Raw genomic sequence first — 22,054 nt, 5'->3', positions numbered from 1 at the left:
ATGAATAAGTTACAAGCTACCGAAAATAAGCAGTTATTTGCTCCTAAACATTTTGGTAAGGTTTTGATACTTCTTATCATTTTACTTGCGGTATGTATAATTGCTTCACTTGTATTCGGTTCTCGTACAATTGGCTGGGCTGGACTGATGGATGGATTATTCCATCCTGACGTCGAGTCCCATGAGGCCAATGTTGTTCGACAACGAATCGCCCGAACAATTTTTAGTTTAATGTGTGGGGCGGCATTAGGTGTTTCTGGGGCACTGATGCAATCCGTTACGCGCAATCCAATTGCAGATCCAAGTATTTTAGGGGTAAACACAGGGGCATCCCTTTTTGTTGTTTGTGGCATTGCTTTTTTAAACATTAGTTCTGCAAACCAATATATATGGTTAGCGATAGCAGGGGCTATTATTACTGCTATTTTTGTCTTTGGAATAGGCTCTATGGGGGCAAGCGGGGCTACGCCATTAAAGCTTGTACTTGCAGGTGCTGCTACAAGTGCTATTTTGTCTTCATTAGTCGTTGCGGTTATGATTCCTCGAACAAATGTCATGGACCAATTTCGATTTTGGCAAGTTGGAAGTGTCGGTTCTGGAAGCTGGGATGCGATTCAATTATTTATTCCATTTTTAGTAGTAGGCATAGTGATTGCCCTCTTTACCGCGCCAGCATTAAATGCTTTGGCACTTGGTGATGAGGTAGCAACTGGATTAGGTGTTCGCACTGGTTCATTACGAATATTTGCAGCATTAGGCGGCGTTCTTTTATGTGGGGCTGCCACAGCTCTAGCAGGCCCAATTGGCTTTATCGGCTTATTAGCGACTCACGTTGTCCGCCTAGTCATTGGACCTGATATTCGCTTTATTATTCCAATGTCTGCTCTAACAGGGGCTATTATTTTAACATTTTCAGATGTTTGCGGCCGACTTCTTGGCAGTCCTGGTGAGCTAGAGGTTGGTATTTTAACAGCCTTTATTGGCGCCCCTATTTTAATTTTAATTACGATGAAAGCGAAAATGCGTGCGTTATGATAAATAATACATTGAAATCTATAATGGAAGGCAGACAACGAAGAAAAAGACGCTTTGTGCTAACAACGTCTGTGCTCACTGTTATTTCAGTAATACTTTGCGGCACAATGCTAATGCTTGGCAACACGATTTATCCTCTTCAAGATGTTATACGTGTGCTCTTAGGTCAAGATGTGCAAGGAGCCTCTTTCGCTGTAGGTACAATTCGCTTCCCTCGAATGCTGGCAGGCGTGTTTGCTGGCTTTGCATTTGGTGTAGGTGGTTATACTTTCCAAACAATACTGCGTAATCCTTTAGCCAACCCGAATGTTATCGGTATTACAGCAGGTTCAAGTGCTGCTGCTGTATTTTGTATTATTGTCCTCCAAGCAAGTAATACTGTTGTGTCCCTTGCTTCAATCATTGGTGGATTAGCTACTGTACTTATTATCTATGCATTATCAAAAGGCTCTTCTTTTTCAATTGGCAGATTAATTTTAATCGGAATTGGTATTCAAGCAATGTTGAATGCATTCATCTCTTATTTAATGCTAATTGGCAATACACACGATATTCCAGCTGCAATGAGATGGTTAAGTGGAAGTTTGAATGGGGCAAAAATGGAAACTTTATTTCCATTAATTATTGCTGTCCTTCTTTTCACACCTGTGCTTTTATTTTTCGGAAAACAGTTAGAAATGCTTGAGCTTGGTGAACAGGCGGCTACCTCTTTAGGTGTAAACACAAATCAAACGAGATTTATTTTAATTATTTGTTCCGTATTAATCATTGCGCTTGCCACAGCAACGACAGGACCGATTGCCTTTGTTGCGTTCCTTGCTGGACCAATTGCCAAAAGGTTAGTTGGTGTTGGGTTTTCAAATATACTACCAGCCGGTCTAATTGGTGTTATTTTAGTATTGGCTGCAGACTTAATTGGTCAATTCGCATTTACAGCTAGATATCCAGTAGGTGTTATTACCGGAATCATTGGTGCACCTTACTTAATTTACTTGTTAATTCGAATCAATCGAAAGGGAGATATATAATGAAACCAACACACACACTTTTAGCTGAACATATTGTATCTGGTTATGAACAAAAAATGATTTTAGAAGATGTCAGCATTGGTATTCCTAGCAATAAAATCAGCATTATAATTGGTGCCAACGGTTGTGGAAAGTCCACATTATTAAAAACGATGGCGCGCCTTATTAAACCGACAGGCGGTCAAGTTATACTAGATGGCAAATCAATTCATCAAATGCCACCAAAGCAATTAGCACGTGTGCTAGGACTTTTACCACAGTCACCTGTCGTACCAGAAGGTATTACGGTTGCCGATTTAGTCGGACGCGGTCGCTTCCCTCACCAAACATTATTTAAAGGCTGGTCAAAGCAAGATTATGAAGCAGTTGCAGAGGCACTTGAAATGATGAACATTACAGAATTTGCCGACCGAAATATCGATGAGCTATCGGGTGGTCAGCGCCAGCGTGTCTGGATTGCGATGGCATTAGCGCAACAAACAGATATTTTATTTTTAGATGAGCCGACTACATTTTTAGATATTACATATCAAGTCGAAATTTTAGATTTGCTAACAGATTTAAACAAAAAATATGGTACAACCATTGTGATGGTACTACACGATATTAACCTTTCTGCTCGCTATGCAGATTACTTATTTGCATTAAAAAACGGACGCTTACTTGCAGAGGGGGCACCTCAAAGTATTATTACAAGCGAATTAATTAAAGAAACCTTTGATTTAGATAGCATGGTAATCGAAGACCCTGTTTCAAAAACACCTTTAATTGTTCCGGTTGGGCGTTATCATTGTGTATAATTGAGTCAATTACTCATTTTAAAAAGTGTAAGAAGTTGTTTTGAAAAGCGTGTGAACACACAATCTTTCAAACAGCTTCTTTTATATTTATCCCTTCTTGTCATAGTCAACTAGCTTATGTCTAGTAACGATTTCTACATATATTAAGATGTATGACGGAAAAAGGAGGGAAAAATTATGAGCAGAGCAGAAGTATATGATTTATGCTGTCAATATCATGGAAAAAGAGTACGTATTACAGATACGGATGGACGCGTACATGTCGGACGCATTACGAACGTCGACCGTAGAATGGTTTGGCTTGAGCCCGACAGAGGATTTGGTGGCTATAGCTTAGGCTTTTGGGGCTATGGTTATCGCCCAGGCTTCGGCTACGGCATTGCAATTGGAGCTATCGCAGGTATCGCCTTAGCATCCTTGTTCTTCTGGTAAGTGCAAAATCTTTCTGTTCATGCAAGGTACTCTACTAGATACCTAAAAGTTCGTTTGCTTTTGCCAACGCATTAAAGGGGCGTCTGAAAAATCATTTTTAGATGACTACTTCGCGACGAGGATAGCGATAATTCATTGCGACCACCCTAAGAGCAAGCATTTTCAACAAATATTTAATATAAAAGATAAGGCTGCTGAAAAATAAACACCGCCAAAGCATATGTTCTCACATTTTCAAAGAAAGTCGCTCTCTATTTCCACAAGCGAACATTTTGTCCCGCATTTACGGGCAATCAATGAGGGATGAGAAAAATCCCCAGTGATTGAAGCTTCACTTTATCAAAATATCACCGAAAGCGCCCAAAATGCCAGCAACCACCTGGCTTTTTGGGCATCCTCTTCTAACTAGCCATCAAGCGCTTTTTGATTTGCAGTGCAATGATTTCTAAAACAATCGCTACAATCAATGCACAGTAAGTTATCATGCCGACCTCATATAAATCATAATAGAAGCTTGAGGACATAAATAGCTCGAAGCCAATCCCCCCCGCTGCCGCTGCTGCTCCCATTGCGATAGCTACACCGTAGTTCGTTTCAAAACGTAAAAACGTCCACGATACAAGATAGGAGGCGGATTGTGGCAATACACAGTGGAAAATAATATGCCACCAGCTAGCGCTAGCTGCACGCAGCGCCTCAATTGTTCCTTCTTCAATTTCCTCGAAGGATTCTGCATAGGCTTTCGTTAAATAAGCCATTGTATGCAGCATCATCCCAAGCACTGCCGCCACAGCCCCTAGCCCTGCAACGATAGCAAAAATTAATACCCAAAGTACAGTTGGCACTGCACGAATAACAGAGTTAAATGCAATAATCGCATTGGACAGACCTGCTGGCGCTAAATTTTTCGCTGTGTTAATTGCTAAGAAAAAAGAAAGAATTGCGCCTAATATCGTTGATAAAAAAGCTAATGCCAATGTAATCAAAATTTGTGTAATCGCTGTAGCAAAGGTAATTTGATTAAAGGCAGGCTGCAAAAACATCATTTTCAAATTATCCAATGTATAAAAAAGCGCTGTTGGCCAATCAATTGCCGAATATTTTAAGAGAAAGGGACCTACTAATGTAAAGATGGATAAAAAAATGATGACCACACGTACCGTAATTGTCGCCTTTGTCATTGTGCGCGTTTTGATTTTTCCATTTTTAAGATAAATCCCTTGCAACAAAGATGTGTGCTCCATTATAAAATCATCCTCCTTACTTTATTTGAGGCAAATTCAATCGCAATGACAACTATGATAATTGACAATGTAATTAAACCAAGTGTACCGTAATCTAATCGCTTATAATGCAAGTCGAATAAATAACCAATCCCCGTACCTGTTAATAATCCAATTAATGTCGCACTGCGTATATTTGTTTCAATCATATAAAAGAGCCAGCTCAGCATTTGTGGCATCGTATCTGGTAAAACACCTTTAAAGACCATTTGAAAATAAGTAGCACCCGTTGCATTTAAGGCTTCCACACCATCTGCGCTTGCCTCGTCAATTGTTTCCATAAACATACGCACTAACGTGCCAAATGTAGAAATAAACAATGCAAAATAGCCTGTTACCACATTATGACCAAATGAAATAACTAGCACTAACGCCCATGCAACAATAGGAATATTACGAAATACAGAGGCAATGAAGCGTGTACAAAATGCTATGGTACGATTAATTTGTGTTGTTTTAGAGCCAAAAATGGCAAAAAAGAAAGCACATATAGCTGCTGTTGTTGATGCAATTACGGATAAAACAATCGTCTCCCATAAGCGCGATAGCACCTTTGGCAAATTTTCCATAGCTGCTGCATCGGGTATAAGATTTGTAGCAATCCAAGTAATCGTTCCGGGAATTGATGCGACACCTTTAAGTAAATCAAAATCAGTTATTATCGAAGAGCCGTACACAATTACTAATAAGAGCACAATAATGCCTGTCATCTTCCATTTTTTCATTCTTAAAAAATTGGTCATTGTCATTGTTTCCTCCGTCTAACACTATTCAAAAATAAGCTCATCTACTTCTGCACCATAAATATTGCGAATATCCATTTGATTTAAGCGCTTCGGTAAATCGTCGAACAATTTTGAGCCTCGATTTAAACCGATAATGCGGTCAGAATATTTCAACGCTACATCTACTTGATGTAAGTTCACAAGTACTGTTATACCCATCGACTGAGAAATTTCCTTTAAATGATCCATAATAACCTTTGAAGAATTTGGGTCGAGCGAAGCAATTGGCTCATCGCATAATAATAATTTCGGCTGCTGTACAAGTGCTCGTGCGATACCAACACGTTGCTTCTGACCGCCACTTAGCTGGTCACAACGCTTATATACATGGTCCTTCATTCCAAGCTTCTCTAAAATGGATAACGCCAATATTTTTTCTTCCTCTGTATACAAGCCTAAAATACCTTGTAGCGTCGATTTGTAGCCAAAGCGACCATGCAATACATTTTCAAATACCGTTAGGCGCGAAACTAAATTGTAGTGCTGAAACACCATGCCAATTTTTGTGCGTTGTTTGCGAAGTGCTGCTTTATTTAATTGTGTAATATTCGTTCCGTCGAAAATGATGTCTCCGTCCGTCGGTTCAATCATGCGGTTAATGCAACGTAGCAATGTTGATTTTCCCGCACCTGATGGTCCAATAATCGAGACAAATTCCCCTTGCTTTAACTGTAAATCAATATCTTTTATAATTAGCGTTTTCATATCATAGCTTTTTTCAATATTGCGCAATTCCAAAACAGTTTGCGTGACAATTGCCGCTTCTTTCGTCACCCCTTGCTCTGCTGGGCGATCTAACGTAATCGTTGGCATCATTTTCTTCCCTTCTTTATCAAAATAAAGTGAAACTTCAATCCGTGGGGGTTTTCCTCATCCCCCACGGATTGTTAGTTGAACTACTCAGACAATTTTCGGATTGGGTCAAACCAAGCATCATTTACTTGTACAAAGCGCTCGTCTGCTGATTTAGAAAACAGACCAATTTCCCCCGAATCCTTTGGTACGAAAATCGTTTTATTATTTGCTGTTTCATCCGAAATTAATAGCTCTGTTAGCTTCGTAATTTCTTCTGCTGTTAATGCAGATGTGTTTACTACAAATGGCGAGTTTAATACAGGTGTAGACGAAATCAATGTAAATTCTTTACCAGGCAAATTATTAAACGGTGCTGCTGCATCGTCCTTTACACGGTAAACTGCACCTGCCGTATTCGGTTCACCTTCCACTAAATCTACGTATGCTGAGACACATGTATCACAAAAAGCGGACACATCTGAACGCTCCATTAACATATTCACCGCTGAACCTTGGTGAGAATCGCCAAATAGCACTTCTGGGAATAACGCATTGGACTCGATTAAATCGTCCTGTTTCAATGATTTATAAGCATCCTGTTTCGAAAAGTGTGCAACGATTGAGCTAGAAGGCACTTTAAAGCCTGATGTTGATGATGCGGATACGAATGACATTTTTTTATTCGCAATTGTATCAATTGAGAATTCACCATTTACCTTATATTCATCAGCTTTATCCTTTGGAACTGCTAACCAACTGTAATAAACTGCATCCTCCAATGTACCTGAACTACCAGAAGGTACAACGATTGGCTGCACATCTGCGCTTTTATTGTTCGCCTCGATATAACCTTGTGGACCCATGAAAGCGACTTGTGCATTACCACTAGCAATCGCTTCAATAGCAATCGCATAATCTGTCGTTAATTTTTGTTCTACTTTGCGACCTGTTGCCTCTTCAAAAATCTTGCCGAATGCATCGCGAGCACCAGCCATTTCAGAACCTGATTCATTTGGATACCATACCATCACTAATGGCTCATTCGATTTAGACTTCGCTGCATTTCCATTAGATTCATTAGCAGCCACTGTACCTGAAGATGTACCTTCCTCTGAGTTACAAGCAACTAGAAAAATTGCACATAAAATCATCGAAAATAGTAAAATCCATTTTTTGCTCATGTTATGCTCCTTTTTTCGTACAAAATTTAGTAGACGTGCTCTACATGCAATATTTAATCATAATTAGCCAATAATAAAAGTAGTTCAGCAGTTTCTTAATAATCATTAACTAAGCATTTACAAATTGCGGCATATACAAATGTTGCATCGTATATTTACCAAGCGCGATTTCTGTGCCATATCGACCGTGGTAATCAGAGCCACCTGTCATTAATAAGCCATGCTTGTTTGCCATCGTTACAATTCGTTCATAATCCTGTTCATTATGATCTGGATGTACTAGCTCAATACCATCTAGCCCCTCCTTAATCAATTCCTCTGCAATTTCATAGGAATCAAGTTGACCGGGATGTGCCAGCACAGCAATACCTCCATCTGCTTTAATCGCACGCAATGCAGCGAATACATCGACATAGCGAATATCGCTGGCAGCTACGCCATTATTTTTAAACAATGACCTATACAATGTTTGATAATCCTTGGAATCAAAAGACGCAGTCGTTAACACATCCATAATATGCTGTTTGTAAAGCACATTTACTTTAGCTATACGCTCGTATGCCTGCTCCTCTGTAATGGCAAAGCCCGCCTCCTGAATTTGATGCATTTGCCAAAGTGTATGCTCATGACGACGATTCAACAATGGCTGACAAAGCTGGCGAATATGCTCACATGAACCTTGTAATTGATAGCCTAGCATATGCACTTTGCGACCACGCTCAAAATCATAGGCTGAAATCTCTATACCCGGAATAAAATGAATATTATACTTCTCGGCAAGCTGCTGTCCTTCTTCAAAATGATGAACCGTATCATGGTCAACGACACTAATATGTGTTAAACCTACTGTCTTTGCTTGTCGAAAAAGCTCCTCTAACGTATTTGAGCCATCCGAATATGTGCTATGCATATGCAAATCAACCTTCATTACACAAGCTCCTTTCCTTGTATTTTTTCCATATGAAAGACGTTGTCACATAAGCCTTCCATGAACTCTAAATCATGAAAAATACCAATTAACGTCGTGCCGTTTGCTTTGAGCTTTTCAATTGCCTCTCGCACCTTCAATTTAGATGCTTGGTCAAGACTTGCTGTCGGTTCATCCAGCAGTAATAAACGCGGCTCTTTCACAATAGCACAGGCAATATTTAAACGGAGCTTTTCACCGCCAGAGAACATATTCGGATAGCTATTCCATAGCGCCTCGTCTATATCAAAATGCTTTAGTGCTTGTTGTGCCTTCGGTGTAGCCTCTGCCCTCGATACGCCTAAATCAAGCAGCGATTGCTCGACTAGCTCCAACGCTGTTGTACGTGGCATGACATTTAAAAATTGCGAAACATAGCCAATTTCATGCTTGCGTAAATAAACGACTTCACGCGCTGTTGCCTGTACTAAATCAATCGTGCCATACGCCTCAGATTGAAATAAAATCTTGCCCTTCTGTGGCTCATATGTGCGATAAATGCTTTTTAAAATCGTTGATTTCCCACTCCCACTTTTTCCGACAATGCCTAAAAAGCTACCTTCGGGAACATGCAATGAAACGTCTTGCAATGCTGGCAATGTTCTACTTAAATGATGAATCATAAAGCTTTTATGCAAATTTTCTACGGTTATCATCCTCACACATCCTTATCGATAATTCGTTCGTAAAATAACTTTACCGTCGACAATTGTTGTTGTCACAACAGGATAGCCATCTGCCATTTGCTCAATAATGATAATGTCTGCCTTTTTTTCTACTGCGATGGAGCCAATCTCATGCCCCATATTAACAGCTTTTGCAGGATTTATCGTCACAAGCTGGAATAGGGCGTGTAAGTCCTCATCGTATTTACTAGAAAGCTCGAAAATACCGAGCAGCATCGCCGGTGGATAGTAGTCGCTACAAATAATATGAATAACCCCTGCCTGAATGGCCTCTGCCGCACTTAAATTGCCTGTATGCGAGCCACCTAATAAAATATTCGGTGCACCCGCTATCGTTTGTAAGCCTAATCGTTTCGCTTCCTTCGCCACATCTAACGTAATTGGAAACTCACTAATCGTCGTGCCATACGATTGAACAAGTGCTAGCTTTTGTATATCGTCATCATCATGTGAGGCAACGGCAATATTATGCGAAATCGCTAAACGACTTAGACGCTCAATATCCTCTAACGTAATTTTTTCCTTATCAATTTGCTCTTTAATTAACGTGTCTGCCTCATGCTCTGTCATTGAGCGATAGCCACGCATAATGTTTTTATATATTTCTAAATTGCGATACTGCCCTTGCCCCGGTGTATGGTCCATAAACGACAGTAAATGTACTTTACCATCTAAAATATTTTCCTCTAACTGCTGTAATTGACCGACTGAATCAATTTCAAAGCGTGCATGTAAGCGATGACGAATTAAATGTGGCTCATCATGCGAGGCACTGATAGCATCAACGCATTTCTGCACATTTTCGGGATTGCGAATCGCCTTATGCGAATATTTATCATCGCCATAGTATGACAATGAATGAAAGATTGTTGTAATCCCATGCGTCATTAAAATACGCTCACTTTCACGCAAGCCAATATTCATGTTCATTACTGAATTGGGACGCGGGCTAACAATCGTTTCAATATAATCTGAATGAATATCGACAAATCCTGGTGACACATAACCCCCATTGGCATTAATGACCTCTACTCCATCTAGCTGGACATCCGCTTGATGAACAATTTGTTTAATCACCGCATCTTCAATGAGGACAACGTGGTCATATAAAAATTGCTGCTCTGTTACAATCACTCCATTTACAATGGCAATCATGGCAAGTCTCCTTATTAATTAAATTTCTATCTGTCAGCTTGTGCTAGGGTATTATAACAATGAATAAACTAGCTGCTGCGTATAGGCATGCTGTGGGTCCTCTAATACTTGGTCTGTCAAGCCATGCTCTATAATCTGACCATTGAGCATAACAATTGTGCGGTCTGCAAGCATACGTATAACAGCTAAATCATGTGAGACAACTATCATTGAAATATTCAATTCACGTTGGATTGACTTAATTAAATCAAGCACATCTGCCTGTACTGATAAATCTAGCCCTGTCGTCACCTCATCAAGCAATAAAACAGGTGGGTTATTGGATAAAGCTTTGGCAATTTGTACCCGCTGCTGCATACCACCTGAAAAGTTTTTAGGTGCTTCCTTGCTACGGAAAAGCGGAATATTGACATGACCGAGTAGCTCTAAGCTGCGATTTTCCATATTGCGCACATGACGATTCCCTGCAGCAATTTGCTTTTCTGCAATATTACTCATCGAAGAAAACTCCATATTTAAGCCAAGCATGGGATTTTGATAAACCATGCCGAGTATTGTATTACGAATAAAACGTTGCTGCTGACGAGATTGCTCGAAAATATTTGCTGTACCATCTTTAAAATCCTTTAATAAACCAACACCACTCGTAATTTGCTCATCAAAATACAAGCTCTTCATTAAAGTTGACTTACCGCTACCACTTTCCCCAACAATGCCAAGTATTTCGCCACGATACAGCTCAAAGGAAATATCGCGACATGCATAAACTGTTTTACAAGCTGGACAATAATTTTTTTCTAACCGAACATTCTCGCCTCGACAATGGCTACAGCCCTTTCCATACTGCTTTGATAGCTTGTGAACTTGTAATATTGGTTGCTCCCTCATTGCTTCACCGCCACCTTTCGCGCCAGTACCTCTTCCATATAGCTCGTATCATTACATAAATAGTATGTTTCGCCTGTTTCCTCATCTGTTAACTCATCTAAGAAAACATTCGATAAGCCTGTTTCACGGCAAATTTTCCCTGCAAATTGCTCCACTACGAATGGATAGTCCTCAAAGGCAAGTGATTGCACATTAGTGTAAGGGGGTACAGCATAAATTTTCTTCTCACGCCCTGCCCCAAATAGGATAAGCGCTTCGTTGTGATGAATTTTTGGATTATCAAAGCGCGGAATCGGACTTGGATTCATTACATAGCGCCCATTTACTAGCACAGGATAATCGGCTCCTTGTGATGTTTGGTTATAACGCATAATTTGCTCAAAAAGCATTAAATAAGCGCCGCTATATTCCTTTTCTGCATGATAACGCTTCGTTTTATATTCACTGCGCTCAATTGCACGCAATGGCTCTGGCTCTGGCACTTGCAATACAAGAATTTGCTCCTTTGTAAGTGGCACCTCTGGAATACGATGACGTGATTGAACAATCGATGCCTCCTGCGTGTGCGTTGTCGTTTGAACACCTGTTGTTTTTTGTACAAGCTTTTTAATATTGACTGCATTGACCGAGTCATCTGCTCCTTGGTCAATTACTTTCAACGTATCCTCCTTACCAATAAGCGCCAATGTCAATTGCAGGCCACCTGTTCCCCAGCCACGCCCAATCGGCATTTCACGCGAGGCAAAGGGGACTTGATAACCGGGAATCGCAACGCCCTTTAATATCGCACGTCGTATTTCCTTTTTCGACTGCTCATCTAATAATGCGAATGGCACTTCTCTCATAGCATTTTGCCCTCCCTTTTAATCGCCCTCATTTGCTCAAGCTTCGATTGGAATGTGACATAATGAGGCATTTTTAAATGCGAAATAAAACCTGTCGACTCAATCGTATCTATATGCAGTAACACAAATTCCTCATCATGAATCGCTGTATCTCCCCCGACCTCTAATGCATGGTCAACGATAGACATCGCAATTGCCTTCGTTTCATTTTGACCGAAGCATGCACCGTAGCCCACATCAAATTCCACTACTTGCTTATCTTCTCCATTGACATTCACTGGAATAAATGATTCTACCTCTGTTAGCTTAATTGCTCCAATATAATACGGATCTTCCCCATCATCTAACGCAACGTGAATTGACTGCCACCCAACTCTTACTTCCCCAACTGTTGGATGTGATGCACCATAGCCGCGCAAGCCTGCATAGCCAAGCGATGTAACAGTGCCTGTTTGCCCACGCGTTAATGTTTGTAAACGCTGGGAGCGACTTGTCGGGAAAGCTATGCTCTCCTTTGTAATATCACTTGGCTCAGCATCATTTTCAGGAAACTCTCGGATTAACCCTTCCTGACGCAAATAATCCATCACTTTTGGTAATCTTTCCAACTGTAAAACACTATTGTCTGGCACTTCAATCGCTTCAAATTCAGCCTTTTGTGCTGCTACATCTTCTACTGTTTCCTGCAATAAATCGAAATTCAGTAAGCGGTGTAAATAATCATGAGATGCACCTAAAATTTGACCACCTGGAATATCTTTAAAGCTAGCTGAAATGCGACGTAAAACAAACATGCTTCGCGCATCTGTAGTCGTTGAATAATACAATCTCGGCAATGTTGAACGATGGGCACGTAGTAAAAAAATTGCCTCCTCCACATTGCCCTCGCTTTGCTTCATCGCAAGCGCCGCTAACTGCTCACTGTAGAGACTACTCTCTGACATCACTTGGTCTAAAAAACCCCGCATTGTCGCCTGTAATGTTTCAACAGCCACAAAGGCTCCATCTTTAACTCGCTCATACTGTAAATGCTCTAATGATGCCTCAATCGCCTCAGCACCACCACGTACCGCTACATATGCCATTAATTCGTCACCTCACTGATAGTCGTTGTGCGAGGGAGAGCAATAACCCGTCCGCTACGCTCAATAAAAATACAGTCAATACCGAGCGGAAATTCTTTGTTTTTACTTGCACGTAATGCTAAAAATTCCTTACATACAGCAAGCTCCACATTTTCTACTGTAGCAATACCTGGACCTGTTAGCTGTGCTACAATCGTTGCTGTCGCCTCATCTAGCTCCATAATAATCGTCGCAGATTTTTGAGGGTCAATTAAATTACCGACTTTGGCTAACTCAACCGCCTTTAATAGCTGCTGTCGCTCCGCACCATGAGGAATAATAATGAAGTCAGCCTGCTCTAAAGGCTCAATTTGCCCACCTGTCAATGCCCGTAATGATTGATTAATTTCTCGATGCTCATTAGCTGTTTGGAAGCTTACTTCACCGTCTAGCAATGACCTACAGACTGTCACCGTTTCTCCATATAGGTTATTCACCGTATGACTGCTTTCCAACTTTCCTGCTGTACCAGGTCTTGCAAAACAATTTAGCAATATACGAAATGCACGTTGTGTAAAATGTACGGCTTCCATGCTGCTCCTCCTTAAGTAGCCATCGTATCGAAATTGACTTTTGTTCGCTCGATGGATTGTTTAATTTTCTGCTGCTTCGTGTGAAGTTGCTCAGCTAACACCTCAAAATGCGACGCCCATATAAGCGTTTCTGGTAGCTGCGCACTATAAGCTGCATCTATAATTGCCAATGCCTTTGACAATTCTGGCTCAGATTCCCTCACTAAGCCAACGCCATAAGCATTCCCAATCCTCACCTTCGTTTCGGTAACCAATACTTCCCCTATATAAAACAATGATTTTTGCGCTGTTTCACGCATTTTGACCATAATAAGTCCTTCTTTTGGTGGGCTAATTTCCTGCACCTCATATTGCTCGCAAATATTAGCTGCTAGTTGTAATGCAAGCTCTCTTCCTACTTCAATTAACAACTTTGTTCGTTCAGCTCTTTTCATCATGCCAGCTCCTTTCAACACCATCCTAACTTGTCGCCAAGCTGCCTAGTGAAAAGGTTTCGTGAAGAATATGTAAAGACTCTTTACAAGAAAGGCGCCAAGCTGTAATGCTGTAGAGATATTTCGGAAAAAACTTTAAAGTTCACGTTTTCAGCCTGTCAAAGATTGCACAGGGCTAGAGTTGTCCGAAAAGTCCATTTTGTTTGACACTACATTGAAATCAATGTTTTCATGGCTTCCCTTTTACTGAAGGAGAACGCTGCTAAAGCCAATGTTCCTCCCATTTTTAATAGAGGCGTTCTCTATTTATATAAATCAATTTTTTGCGAAACATCATCACTACTGTCCAAAATGCCGGCTATGCACGGCTTTTTGGACAATCTTATATTAAATATTCGCTAAACAATGCTTGTACCTATCACTTCGCTTTCGGCACATAAAACAGTTGCTCCTGCGATTACTCGTCGCAGTAAAACATTTGCTCCTGCGATTACTCGTCGCAAAGGGAACGCCTCAAAATAACTTTTCAGCCGACCCTTTATCGCTAAAAAAAAGACTGCCTGAAAAGTAGCATGTTCGCCTACTTTTCAGACAGCCCCTACCTATTTTTCATAGTTGGAAAGAAAAACGGTCTGTACGATAAATTATTTCTGTGTACTCCAATAATTGATTTTGCTCCTGATCCCAATTGTCTGATTCAACCTTTACAAGCGGTACGAGCACCTCACAGCCAAGCAAGGCACGCTCCAATTCATTTGGAAATGATACTAATAAATTAGAAAAGCTGCTATGGAATTGATTAATACCATTACTTTTATAAAAACTATACATCGACGTTAATCGATTATTTGCCTGCTTAATTTGCGGGAAATTATTAGCAATAACATAGGACCGATGAAGTGCCGCAGGTTCACCGTCAATAAAGCGCAAACGCTCCACTAAATAAATTGTATGCTCAGGTACAATTTGAGGCTTACTATAAATTGCATGGCTAGCTGGTACACGCTCTAATTTTGTTACGATTGATTTATAATTGCCTGTCTGCTTCCGCATTTTTTCACTAAAGCTCACATCGCCTGTCATGACAACCTCTAGCGTTTTTCGTTGATGCTTTAAAAAGCGTCCCACACCTTGCTTCGAATAAATATAGCCCATTTTTTCAATGAACTGATAGACATTGCGAATTTTAATTCTTGGTACTTTAAATTGCTCTACTAACGCTAGCTCGCTTGGCATTTTATCATAAAATGAAAATGTACCGTTCAAAATGCCTTGTAGCAAATAATCCTTCACCCGTAACTCTTCTTGATCCACCCTTGTTCACCTCTACTAGATGATTACTTTACGATTTTACAGCCTAACTTTATCGTAAAATGTTTTAACTAACTACACAAGTGAATGACGAGCATGCAATTTCGCTGCTAGCCTTAGTCCCCCATGTACTGCTGATGCTTTTTTGCAAAGTGTAAAGATTATATTAAGAAATTGTAATGGGGGGCGTTGCTATGAATAAAAGAGAATCTTGCTTGGGTGGTCAGTTCACTAATTCGGTTGAAATACCATCCACTCTCTCACATTAGCGTGCGCCATTTGATTGGATTGCAGATTTATTCCATGTTTTTCGAGGTTTATTCCACGTTTTATTAGTTTTATTCCACGTTCATCTCAAAGTCCAAGTTAAGTGCCCTCAAAAGTTACAGTCCAAAATGCCGGCTATGCACGGCTTTTTGGACAGCCCCTAGAACACAACTTTAAATGGATTCGCTTAATTATGTTTTTTCCCCAAGCGACTTGGCCAGTAAGACCATTTCCCAAATAGAGTAATAAGAGCTGGTACGAGCAACGGACGAACAATAAACGTATCTAATAAAACACCTACAGCCGTAACGATACCAAATTGTACTAATAGCTGAATTGGTAATGAGGCTAACACGGCAAATGTACCTGCCAAAATTAAACCTGCCGACGTAATGACTGCACCAGTAGACGCTACCCCCTCCGTAATCGCTTGCTTATAATCCATCCCTTGATGCCTATTTTTCCAAATATCCGAAATCATAAAAATGTTGTAGTCATTGCCTAATGCAATAATAAATACAAACGAATACAACGGAATAGCACTCGCTATCGCCTCGTGTCCTAAACCATAATGAATAATAAGCCAGCCTAAACCAAGGGCTGCAAAAAATGATACGAGTACTGTCAGCATTAATTGGATCGCCGTAATAACTGCACGTAAATATAAAAGAAGTACAGCTAAAATAATAGCAATCATCACAGGCTGGATGAGCTTTTCATCATCCTTTTGCACTTTCTTTGTATCTAGTTGCTCGCTCGTTTCGCCACCAATCCAAAACTTATTATCTATAATAGTTGCTACTTCCTGCTTCATTTGTTCAACATCTTCCATAGCCTCGTTTGAATATGGGTCTTTATTCAAATCTACCTCATACAATATAATATTTGTATTCTCACTACCTACACGCGGCTCCTGAACGGTTGCTACATACGGTAAGTTACGAAGCTGCTCTCCAATATCCACAGACTTTCCTTGTGTATCAATAATAATTTGCACAGGCGCTAATTCACCTGCCGAAAAATTATCCTCAATCAATGCAAAACCTTCACGTGACTGTATATCCTCTGGGAAGGAAGAAAGTAAATCATAATTATATTGAATTTTTGTTGAAGTAAAGGCTAATGCCAGTAAAAAGATACCTGCTGTTATAACGACAAGCCAAGGCTTACGTGTAACAAATAAACCAATTTTGCGCATTTTAGCATGACTTTCTTGACGAGGCTTATATTCCTTCCCCTTTTTCTGTGCAAGCAGCTGTTCTTCTTCAACTGTCCGTGGAACAAAGGGCCAGAACGCTTTGCGACCTAATACAGAAAGGAGCGCAGGTAATAGAGTCAATACCGCAATCATCGTTAAGAGCACACCAAAGCTAAACGGCACAGCAAAACGCTGAAAAGCACCGTAATCAGCTAACGCAAGTGTCGCTAAGCCAATTACAACAGTAAAGCCACTCATAAAAATAGCACCCGCTGAATCACGTACAGCTTCAGCAATCGCTATAAATTTATTACTTTCCATTAATAATTTATCGCGATATTTCGTAATTAAAAACAAGCAATAATCTGTACCTGCACCAAACAATAACACAATCATAATTGAAATTGCCTGTGCATCTTTATGAATCCATCCATTTTCCGCCATATAACCAAGCAATGGACTAATGACTAAAAACGCTATACTTACTACAATAATTGGAATAAACGCTAAAATTGGTGAGCGATAAATCGCCAATAAAATAGCTAAAATTAAAATAACTGTTGCAATCATTAACTGTATGTCTGCTGATCCAAAAAGTGAAGCTGCATCTACTGAAATGGCGACCGGACCCGAAAAACGAGCAAGTAAGCCACCTTCATCTAAACCTTTGTCATATGGATTTTCATTCATTACCTCTGTTGTATAAGCTGTTATTTGTTCTAAGCTCTTTTTAAAGCTTTTTGAATTCGTATCTGTTGCAAAAAAAACTGGTGTTACAAGTGAGCGTCCGTTTTCTGATAGAGCTCCTAGCATCGCCTCAGGAGGCAATTTTGCAAAAGGTGGTAAAGCCTCCTGCCCCTCTAATGGCCCAGCCTCTAATTTTGCATATAGCGCTTGGATGTTGGCTATATCTGCTAGTTCTAAGCCCGTTTCCTCATACCACACCATTAATAGTGGCACACCAGCATCTGATGCAAATTGCTCCTTCATAATTTGCTTTGCTTCGATTGACATCATATCAGTAGGCAATTCATCACCAGCGAAGTTTTCGACACTATTTACTTGTGGTAATGTCATCGTTAAAGCAATTAATAGAGCAAGCCATATTCCAAGTAATGCCCATCTTCCTTTTTTGCCCCCAACAATCTCTCCAAAACGCTGTAATGGATTGTGTTTCATCAAAACCTCTCCTTTCCTATAATAAATATATACCTTTTCATAAAACTTGGAAACGCGAAACTTTCTAGCTAAAGGATTGTTTTTTCATTATAGTTAAAAGTAGAAAGGATGTGGCTGTATGCAATTAACTATTTATTGCGAAACCCCATATGCGAAAGAAATTTCTTATTTATTCGCTAAAAATCCAAATAATTTACATGAAAGACATGAAAAAGGACATGCTGTACGCTTCGTTTATCATAAGCTAACAGCGCATGAGGTAGAGGCTACCATTTTTGTGACCCCTGACCCGCTCGCGCTCGTTGGACATGAACGTGCATACGATATTACACATTATATTAATGACCGCAGCTTTGCGGCGAGCAGTATTTTTTTATCGCTTATTCGCAAAATGCTCGGCACTGCGCTAAATGGTAAACCACAGGAGCAGTACGTAGCATTCGCTGAACAGGCTTTCCCTTTCAGCTTTGAATTTGGTCCTATAGCTACGAAGCTCACAAACGAAGAAATTCAGCAGTTGTTTACACCACTTGGTTTCAGTGTTGAAATAGAGGCAATTTCAGCCGCGCAACGAGCGCGCTTTATTAAAATTAGTGCACTAACTACTTTGCAGCAGGCATTGCAACAACTTTTTGTCCTTATTCCTGTAATGGATGATTATAAGCATTATTTTATTGATGAGGCGGAGCGCGAACGATTGGAGCGTTATGGTGAGGGCTGGCTAGAGCAGCATCCCGAGAAAGATTTTATTTATAAAAAAGCATTACGCTTCCGTCATCTAATTAATGCACAGCCTACTTCTACAGCAAAGCCTTTACTCAGTACACAGCGCTATGAGGCAATTGTCGAACAAGTCAAAAAACTACCGCATCAATCTGTTGTCGATTTTGGGGCTGGTGAAGGGAAATTAACAGCCCTACTAAGTGAGCTATCAACAATTCAAGAGCTCATTGCAGTAGAGCCAAGCGAGGCTGCCATTCGAAAAGCAACAAAGCGCTTTGAGGAGCTTGACACAGTTATAATGCCACGCATTCAATGGGGCTCATTATTCTATCATGACTATACTTTAGCCCACAAAGATATTCTAATTTTATGCGAGGTGATTGAGCATATTAATGAGGAACGCTTACCAAAAATTATGTCAATGCTACTGCAGCAATATGCGCCAAAAGCATTAATTATTACTACTCCGAATGCGGATTACAATAAAGTATATAAGCTAGAGGAGATGCGTCATGAAGATCACCGCTTCGAATGGACGCGTCAACAATTTGAAAGCTGGTGTGCTGCAATGGCACAGAATACTCCTTATTCAACTACCTTTTACGGCATTGGCGAACAACACACAGCGCACGGTACACCAACACAAATGTGCATTTTTAAACGAACGGAGGGACTGTAATGCAGCTTCATTTACCACATGCAGCCATTGTGCTATGTATTGGTCCATCTAATAGTGGAAAATCAACATTTTTGCAAAATCTTGTTGCCAATAATAGCATTGCACTAAGCGAAATCGTTAGCTCAGACGATTATCGAATGACGGTCGCAGACATTGATTTTATCAATTTTCAAGGAGCTTCGAAGCAAGAAGCCGATTTATTATACGAGCAATATGCAGCCATTTCAGCAGAAACATTTCATATAATGGAGCAGATTATTATTGCGAGAGCAAAACTGAATCGCTTAACATTTGTGGATGCGACACATTTGAACGCCAAGGAGCGTGAAATATATTTTGCTATTGCCAAAAGACAGCATATAGCCATTTACGGTTTACTCTTTGACGTACCACTAGAACAATTATTAGCACGTGATAAGGAGCGCCAGCGACCTAGAGGAGCAGCACGCATTAAACAACAAGTTCGCAAACTAAAGGATGAAAAGCGCTTGCTAAAAAAGGAGCCCTTCACAAAGCTTTATACAATTCGACCAGAGGAGCAAGTCGAGGTAATTCGCCACCCCTCAGATTTACACATTGAGCTTGGCGCAGGGGTTGATATTATTGGAGATATTCACGGCTGTTATGATGAAATGATGGCTCTTATCAAAAAGCTAGGTTATATCGAGGAAAACGGCCTTTATAAGCATCCAGAGGGACGTAAGCTGATTTCCGTCGGCGATATTATGAGCCGCGGTCCAAAATCACTCGCAACAATGCAATTTTGGCTGAAGCAAATTGAGTCAGGGCTAAGCTATATGACAGATAGTAATCACGGCTGGAAAATTGCGCGCTGGCTAGATGGAAAAAGCGTACAGTTAGCACATGGAGATGAAATGGTTGAGCAAGAAATGCAGCACTTCGAGCAACAGCACGGTGCGAATGACACAGCGCAATTAAAAGAACGCCTTGCTAAAATGCTATTGCATGCACCTTCTCATTATATTATTTTGGAAAATGGAATTGGTAAAGCTATCGTTACACACGCTGGTATCAAAGACCATTATATTGGAAAAAACTCACCTCGCATTCGCGATTTTTGCCGTTACGGCGATGTTATTGGAACAAGTGACACAGGACGACCGATTCGTGCAGATTGGTACACTAATCACCAAACATCTGAATTAATTATTTGGGGGCACGAGCCAAAGCTAAAGCCCTTAAAAATTAACAATACAATTAATATCGACCAAGGTGTCGTCTTCGGTGGACAGCTAACAGCACTGCGCTATCCTGAAGGTACCTTCGAGGCAGTGGATGCCTACGAGAATTATGCAGGTGAGCAGCAAAACCCTTTATTAGAAGCAGCAGAAAAGCATTTCCAAGCACCAAATATTTATGCTTTCTTAAACGGCTTTGAGGTTGCTACGACACATGGCGAAAATGTTTGGATTGGCGACGGCTATGCGAAAGCCGCAATCGACACCATTTCACACTATACTGTGCCTATGGAGCAGCTTGTTTATATTCCGCCAACGATGAGCCCAACACCACAAACATCACAGCATGAAGATTATTTAGAGCATCCTCTAGAGGCTTTTGCCTATTATAAAAAGCATGGCTTGACGCAGCTTATTGCGGAGAAAAAGCATATGGGAAGTCGCGCTGTATTTTTACTTTTCAAAGATGAGCAAATTGCGAAAGAATGGGTCGATAGCGAGACGCTTGGCATTATTACAACACGCACTGGGCGAGCCTTTTTCGCACCAGAAGCTCACGCTATCATCGTGCAAAAGTTACACGCAGAATTAGTTGCCAAAAACTATTTCGAAAAAATGGGAACAGATTTCGTTTTATTAGATGCGGAAATATTACCTTGGAACTTAAAGGCTCAGTCGCTTATCGATAAGCAGTATGCACACGTTGCAGAACATGCTTTAATGGACCGCCAAAAGCTAGCTACAAAGCTACAAACAACACTTGTCGATGTCGCTGATTGGCAAAAGCAATATAAGGAGTTACTCCGCAACGCCGTACGTTTCGATGCAGTTTATCAAAATTATTGTTGGTCTGTAGATGATTTATCAAGCATTCAAGTTGCTCCATTCCATATACTTGCACATAGCAACGGAACGTGCTTCCATCAGCCACATACATGGCATATGGAAATGAATCATTGGCTTGCTCAAAATTCAACTATCTTTATTCCAACAGAGTATAAAGTCATTGAGAACGAGCAGGATGAGCAAAAAGTGATTGAATGGTGGGAGGAAATGACGGCAGTCGGTCACGAAGGAATCGTCATTAAGCCACTAGCCTTTATCCCTAAAAGCAAAGGGAAACTTATTCAACCAGCAATTAAAGTGCGGGGGCGTGAATATTTGCGCATTATTTATGGAATGGACTATACAGACCCGCACCAGCTAACCCAACTAAAAAAGCGCAATCCAAGCAAGAAAATGAAACATGCCTTGCAAGAATTCGCTCTAGGCTTAGAGGGCATCGAGCGCTTCGTCCAAAAAGAAAGCATGGCACGCATACATGAATGTGTACTAGCTACATTAGCACTAGAAAGTGACGCGGTAGACCCTCGACTATAGATGTTAAAAAGCGCCCCAAAGCAGTGCATTGCCAGCTTTCGGGGCGCTTTTGATGATGTTTTATCAGGGGGGATAAAAGAAAAAAGGTTCCATTGAAACTGAGATAAACGCTAAGTTTAGCAGCTTTCTTTTGATTTTAAATAAGTG

Annotated in this window: 20 protein-coding genes; 6 read left to right on the top strand and 14 right to left on the bottom strand. The window is 40.5% G+C overall.

What is annotated here, in order from left to right; genetic code table 11:
• From MHB51_RS13820 to MHB51_RS13805, 4 genes are all read left to right on the top strand, one after another.
• Positions 1 to 1,035, top strand: coding sequence for an iron ABC transporter permease (locus MHB51_RS13820; RefSeq protein WP_066169316.1), 1,035 nt, complete (start codon positions 1 to 3; stop codon positions 1,033 to 1,035).
• Positions 1,032 to 2,063 carry an iron chelate uptake ABC transporter family permease subunit gene (locus tag MHB51_RS13815; protein ID WP_066169318.1) on the top strand — a complete coding sequence of 344 codons (1,032 nt, stop codon included), beginning with the start codon at positions 1,032 to 1,034 and terminating at the stop codon, positions 2,061 to 2,063. Before MHB51_RS13820 ends, MHB51_RS13815 begins: the two co-directional genes overlap by 4 nt.
• Positions 2,063 to 2,863 carry an ABC transporter ATP-binding protein gene (locus MHB51_RS13810; RefSeq protein WP_342558395.1) on the top strand — a complete coding sequence of 267 codons (801 nt, stop codon included), beginning with the start codon at positions 2,063 to 2,065 and terminating at the stop codon, positions 2,861 to 2,863. Before MHB51_RS13815 ends, MHB51_RS13810 begins: the two co-directional genes overlap by 1 nt.
• 177 nt (positions 2,864 to 3,040) lie before the next feature.
• On the top strand, positions 3,041 to 3,295 hold the full coding sequence (locus MHB51_RS13805) for a hypothetical protein (protein WP_066169324.1): 255 nt from the start codon (positions 3,041 to 3,043) through the stop codon (positions 3,293 to 3,295).
• A gap of 401 nt (positions 3,296 to 3,696) precedes the next feature.
• Here MHB51_RS13805 and MHB51_RS13800 read toward each other — a convergent pair whose 3' ends face one another.
• The 14 genes from MHB51_RS13800 to MHB51_RS13735 form a co-directional block, all read right to left on the bottom strand.
• The gene (locus tag MHB51_RS13800; RefSeq protein ID WP_342558394.1) at positions 3,697 to 4,539 is read right to left on the bottom strand and encodes an ABC transporter permease subunit; all 843 of its coding nucleotides are present in this window, start codon (positions 4,537 to 4,539) and stop codon (positions 3,697 to 3,699) included.
• Complete coding sequence (locus MHB51_RS13795; RefSeq protein ID WP_342558393.1) at positions 4,539 to 5,327, bottom strand: ABC transporter permease subunit; 789 nt, start codon at positions 5,325 to 5,327, stop codon at positions 4,539 to 4,541. The genes MHB51_RS13800 and MHB51_RS13795 overlap by 1 nt, the downstream gene beginning before the upstream one ends.
• Before the next feature lie 18 nt (positions 5,328 to 5,345).
• Complete coding sequence (phnC, locus tag MHB51_RS13790; RefSeq protein ID WP_268807883.1) at positions 5,346 to 6,179, bottom strand: phosphonate ABC transporter ATP-binding protein; 834 nt, start codon at positions 6,177 to 6,179, stop codon at positions 5,346 to 5,348.
• Between the two features lie 80 nt (positions 6,180 to 6,259).
• Positions 6,260 to 7,339: a PhnD/SsuA/transferrin family substrate-binding protein gene (locus MHB51_RS13785; RefSeq protein WP_066169330.1), complete on the bottom strand. Its 1,080-nt coding sequence runs from the start codon at positions 7,337 to 7,339 to the stop codon at positions 6,260 to 6,262.
• 109 nt (positions 7,340 to 7,448) lie between these two features.
• Positions 7,449 to 8,267, bottom strand: coding sequence for a PHP domain-containing protein (locus MHB51_RS13780; protein WP_066169332.1), 819 nt, complete (start codon positions 8,265 to 8,267; stop codon positions 7,449 to 7,451).
• Entirely contained in the window at positions 8,267 to 8,968 is a 702-nt protein-coding gene (gene phnL, locus MHB51_RS13775) for a phosphonate C-P lyase system protein PhnL (protein WP_066169334.1), read from the bottom strand. Before phnL ends, MHB51_RS13780 begins: the two co-directional genes overlap by 1 nt.
• A gap of 6 nt (positions 8,969 to 8,974) precedes the next feature.
• Positions 8,975 to 10,147, bottom strand: a complete 1,173-nt coding sequence (phnM, locus tag MHB51_RS13770; RefSeq protein ID WP_342558392.1) for a phosphonate metabolism protein PhnM — start codon at positions 10,145 to 10,147, stop codon at positions 8,975 to 8,977.
• A 51-nt stretch (positions 10,148 to 10,198) separates the two neighbouring features.
• Positions 10,199 to 11,035 (bottom strand): ATP-binding cassette domain-containing protein, encoded by an 837-nt coding sequence (locus MHB51_RS13765; protein WP_066169338.1) that lies wholly within the window; start codon positions 11,033 to 11,035, stop codon positions 10,199 to 10,201.
• Positions 11,032 to 11,880, bottom strand: a complete 849-nt coding sequence (locus tag MHB51_RS13760) for an alpha-D-ribose 1-methylphosphonate 5-phosphate C-P-lyase PhnJ (RefSeq protein ID WP_066169340.1) — start codon at positions 11,878 to 11,880, stop codon at positions 11,032 to 11,034. The genes MHB51_RS13765 and MHB51_RS13760 overlap by 4 nt, the downstream gene beginning before the upstream one ends.
• On the bottom strand, positions 11,877 to 12,965 hold the full coding sequence (locus tag MHB51_RS13755) for a carbon-phosphorus lyase complex subunit PhnI (RefSeq protein ID WP_342558391.1): 1,089 nt from the start codon (positions 12,963 to 12,965) through the stop codon (positions 11,877 to 11,879). Before MHB51_RS13755 ends, MHB51_RS13760 begins: the two co-directional genes overlap by 4 nt.
• Positions 12,965 to 13,537 carry a phosphonate C-P lyase system protein PhnH gene (gene phnH / locus MHB51_RS13750; protein WP_342558390.1) on the bottom strand — a complete coding sequence of 191 codons (573 nt, stop codon included), beginning with the start codon at positions 13,535 to 13,537 and terminating at the stop codon, positions 12,965 to 12,967. The genes MHB51_RS13755 and phnH overlap by 1 nt, the downstream gene beginning before the upstream one ends.
• Positions 13,538 to 13,548: 11 nt before the next feature.
• A complete protein-coding gene (phnG, locus tag MHB51_RS13745) occupies positions 13,549 to 13,974 on the bottom strand; it encodes a phosphonate C-P lyase system protein PhnG (protein WP_235616073.1) in 426 nt (141 codons plus the stop codon).
• 606 nt (positions 13,975 to 14,580) lie between these two features.
• Positions 14,581 to 15,285: a GntR family transcriptional regulator gene (locus MHB51_RS13740; protein WP_342558389.1), complete on the bottom strand. Its 705-nt coding sequence runs from the start codon at positions 15,283 to 15,285 to the stop codon at positions 14,581 to 14,583.
• A gap of 451 nt (positions 15,286 to 15,736) precedes the next feature.
• Positions 15,737 to 17,926: an MMPL family transporter gene (locus MHB51_RS13735; RefSeq protein ID WP_342558388.1), complete on the bottom strand. Its 2,190-nt coding sequence runs from the start codon at positions 17,924 to 17,926 to the stop codon at positions 15,737 to 15,739.
• A 118-nt stretch (positions 17,927 to 18,044) separates the two neighbouring features.
• Here MHB51_RS13735 and MHB51_RS13730 point away from each other — a divergent pair, with 118 nt between their 5' ends.
• Both MHB51_RS13730 and MHB51_RS13725 read left to right on the top strand, forming a co-directional pair.
• Positions 18,045 to 19,328 carry a methyltransferase domain-containing protein gene (locus tag MHB51_RS13730; protein WP_342558387.1) on the top strand — a complete coding sequence of 428 codons (1,284 nt, stop codon included), beginning with the start codon at positions 18,045 to 18,047 and terminating at the stop codon, positions 19,326 to 19,328.
• Complete coding sequence (locus MHB51_RS13725; RefSeq protein WP_342558386.1) at positions 19,328 to 21,907, top strand: AAA family ATPase; 2,580 nt, start codon at positions 19,328 to 19,330, stop codon at positions 21,905 to 21,907. Before MHB51_RS13730 ends, MHB51_RS13725 begins: the two co-directional genes overlap by 1 nt.
• Positions 21,908 to 22,054 lie beyond the last annotated feature (147 nt).

This window comes from Metasolibacillus sp. FSL K6-0083 (genome assembly GCF_038630865.1).
Classification (GTDB): Bacteria; Bacillota; Bacilli; order Bacillales_A; family Planococcaceae; genus Metasolibacillus; species Metasolibacillus fluoroglycofenilyticus.
The sequence above is the reverse complement of the archived record's forward strand: the minus strand, read 5'-3'. Positions and strand labels throughout refer to the sequence as shown.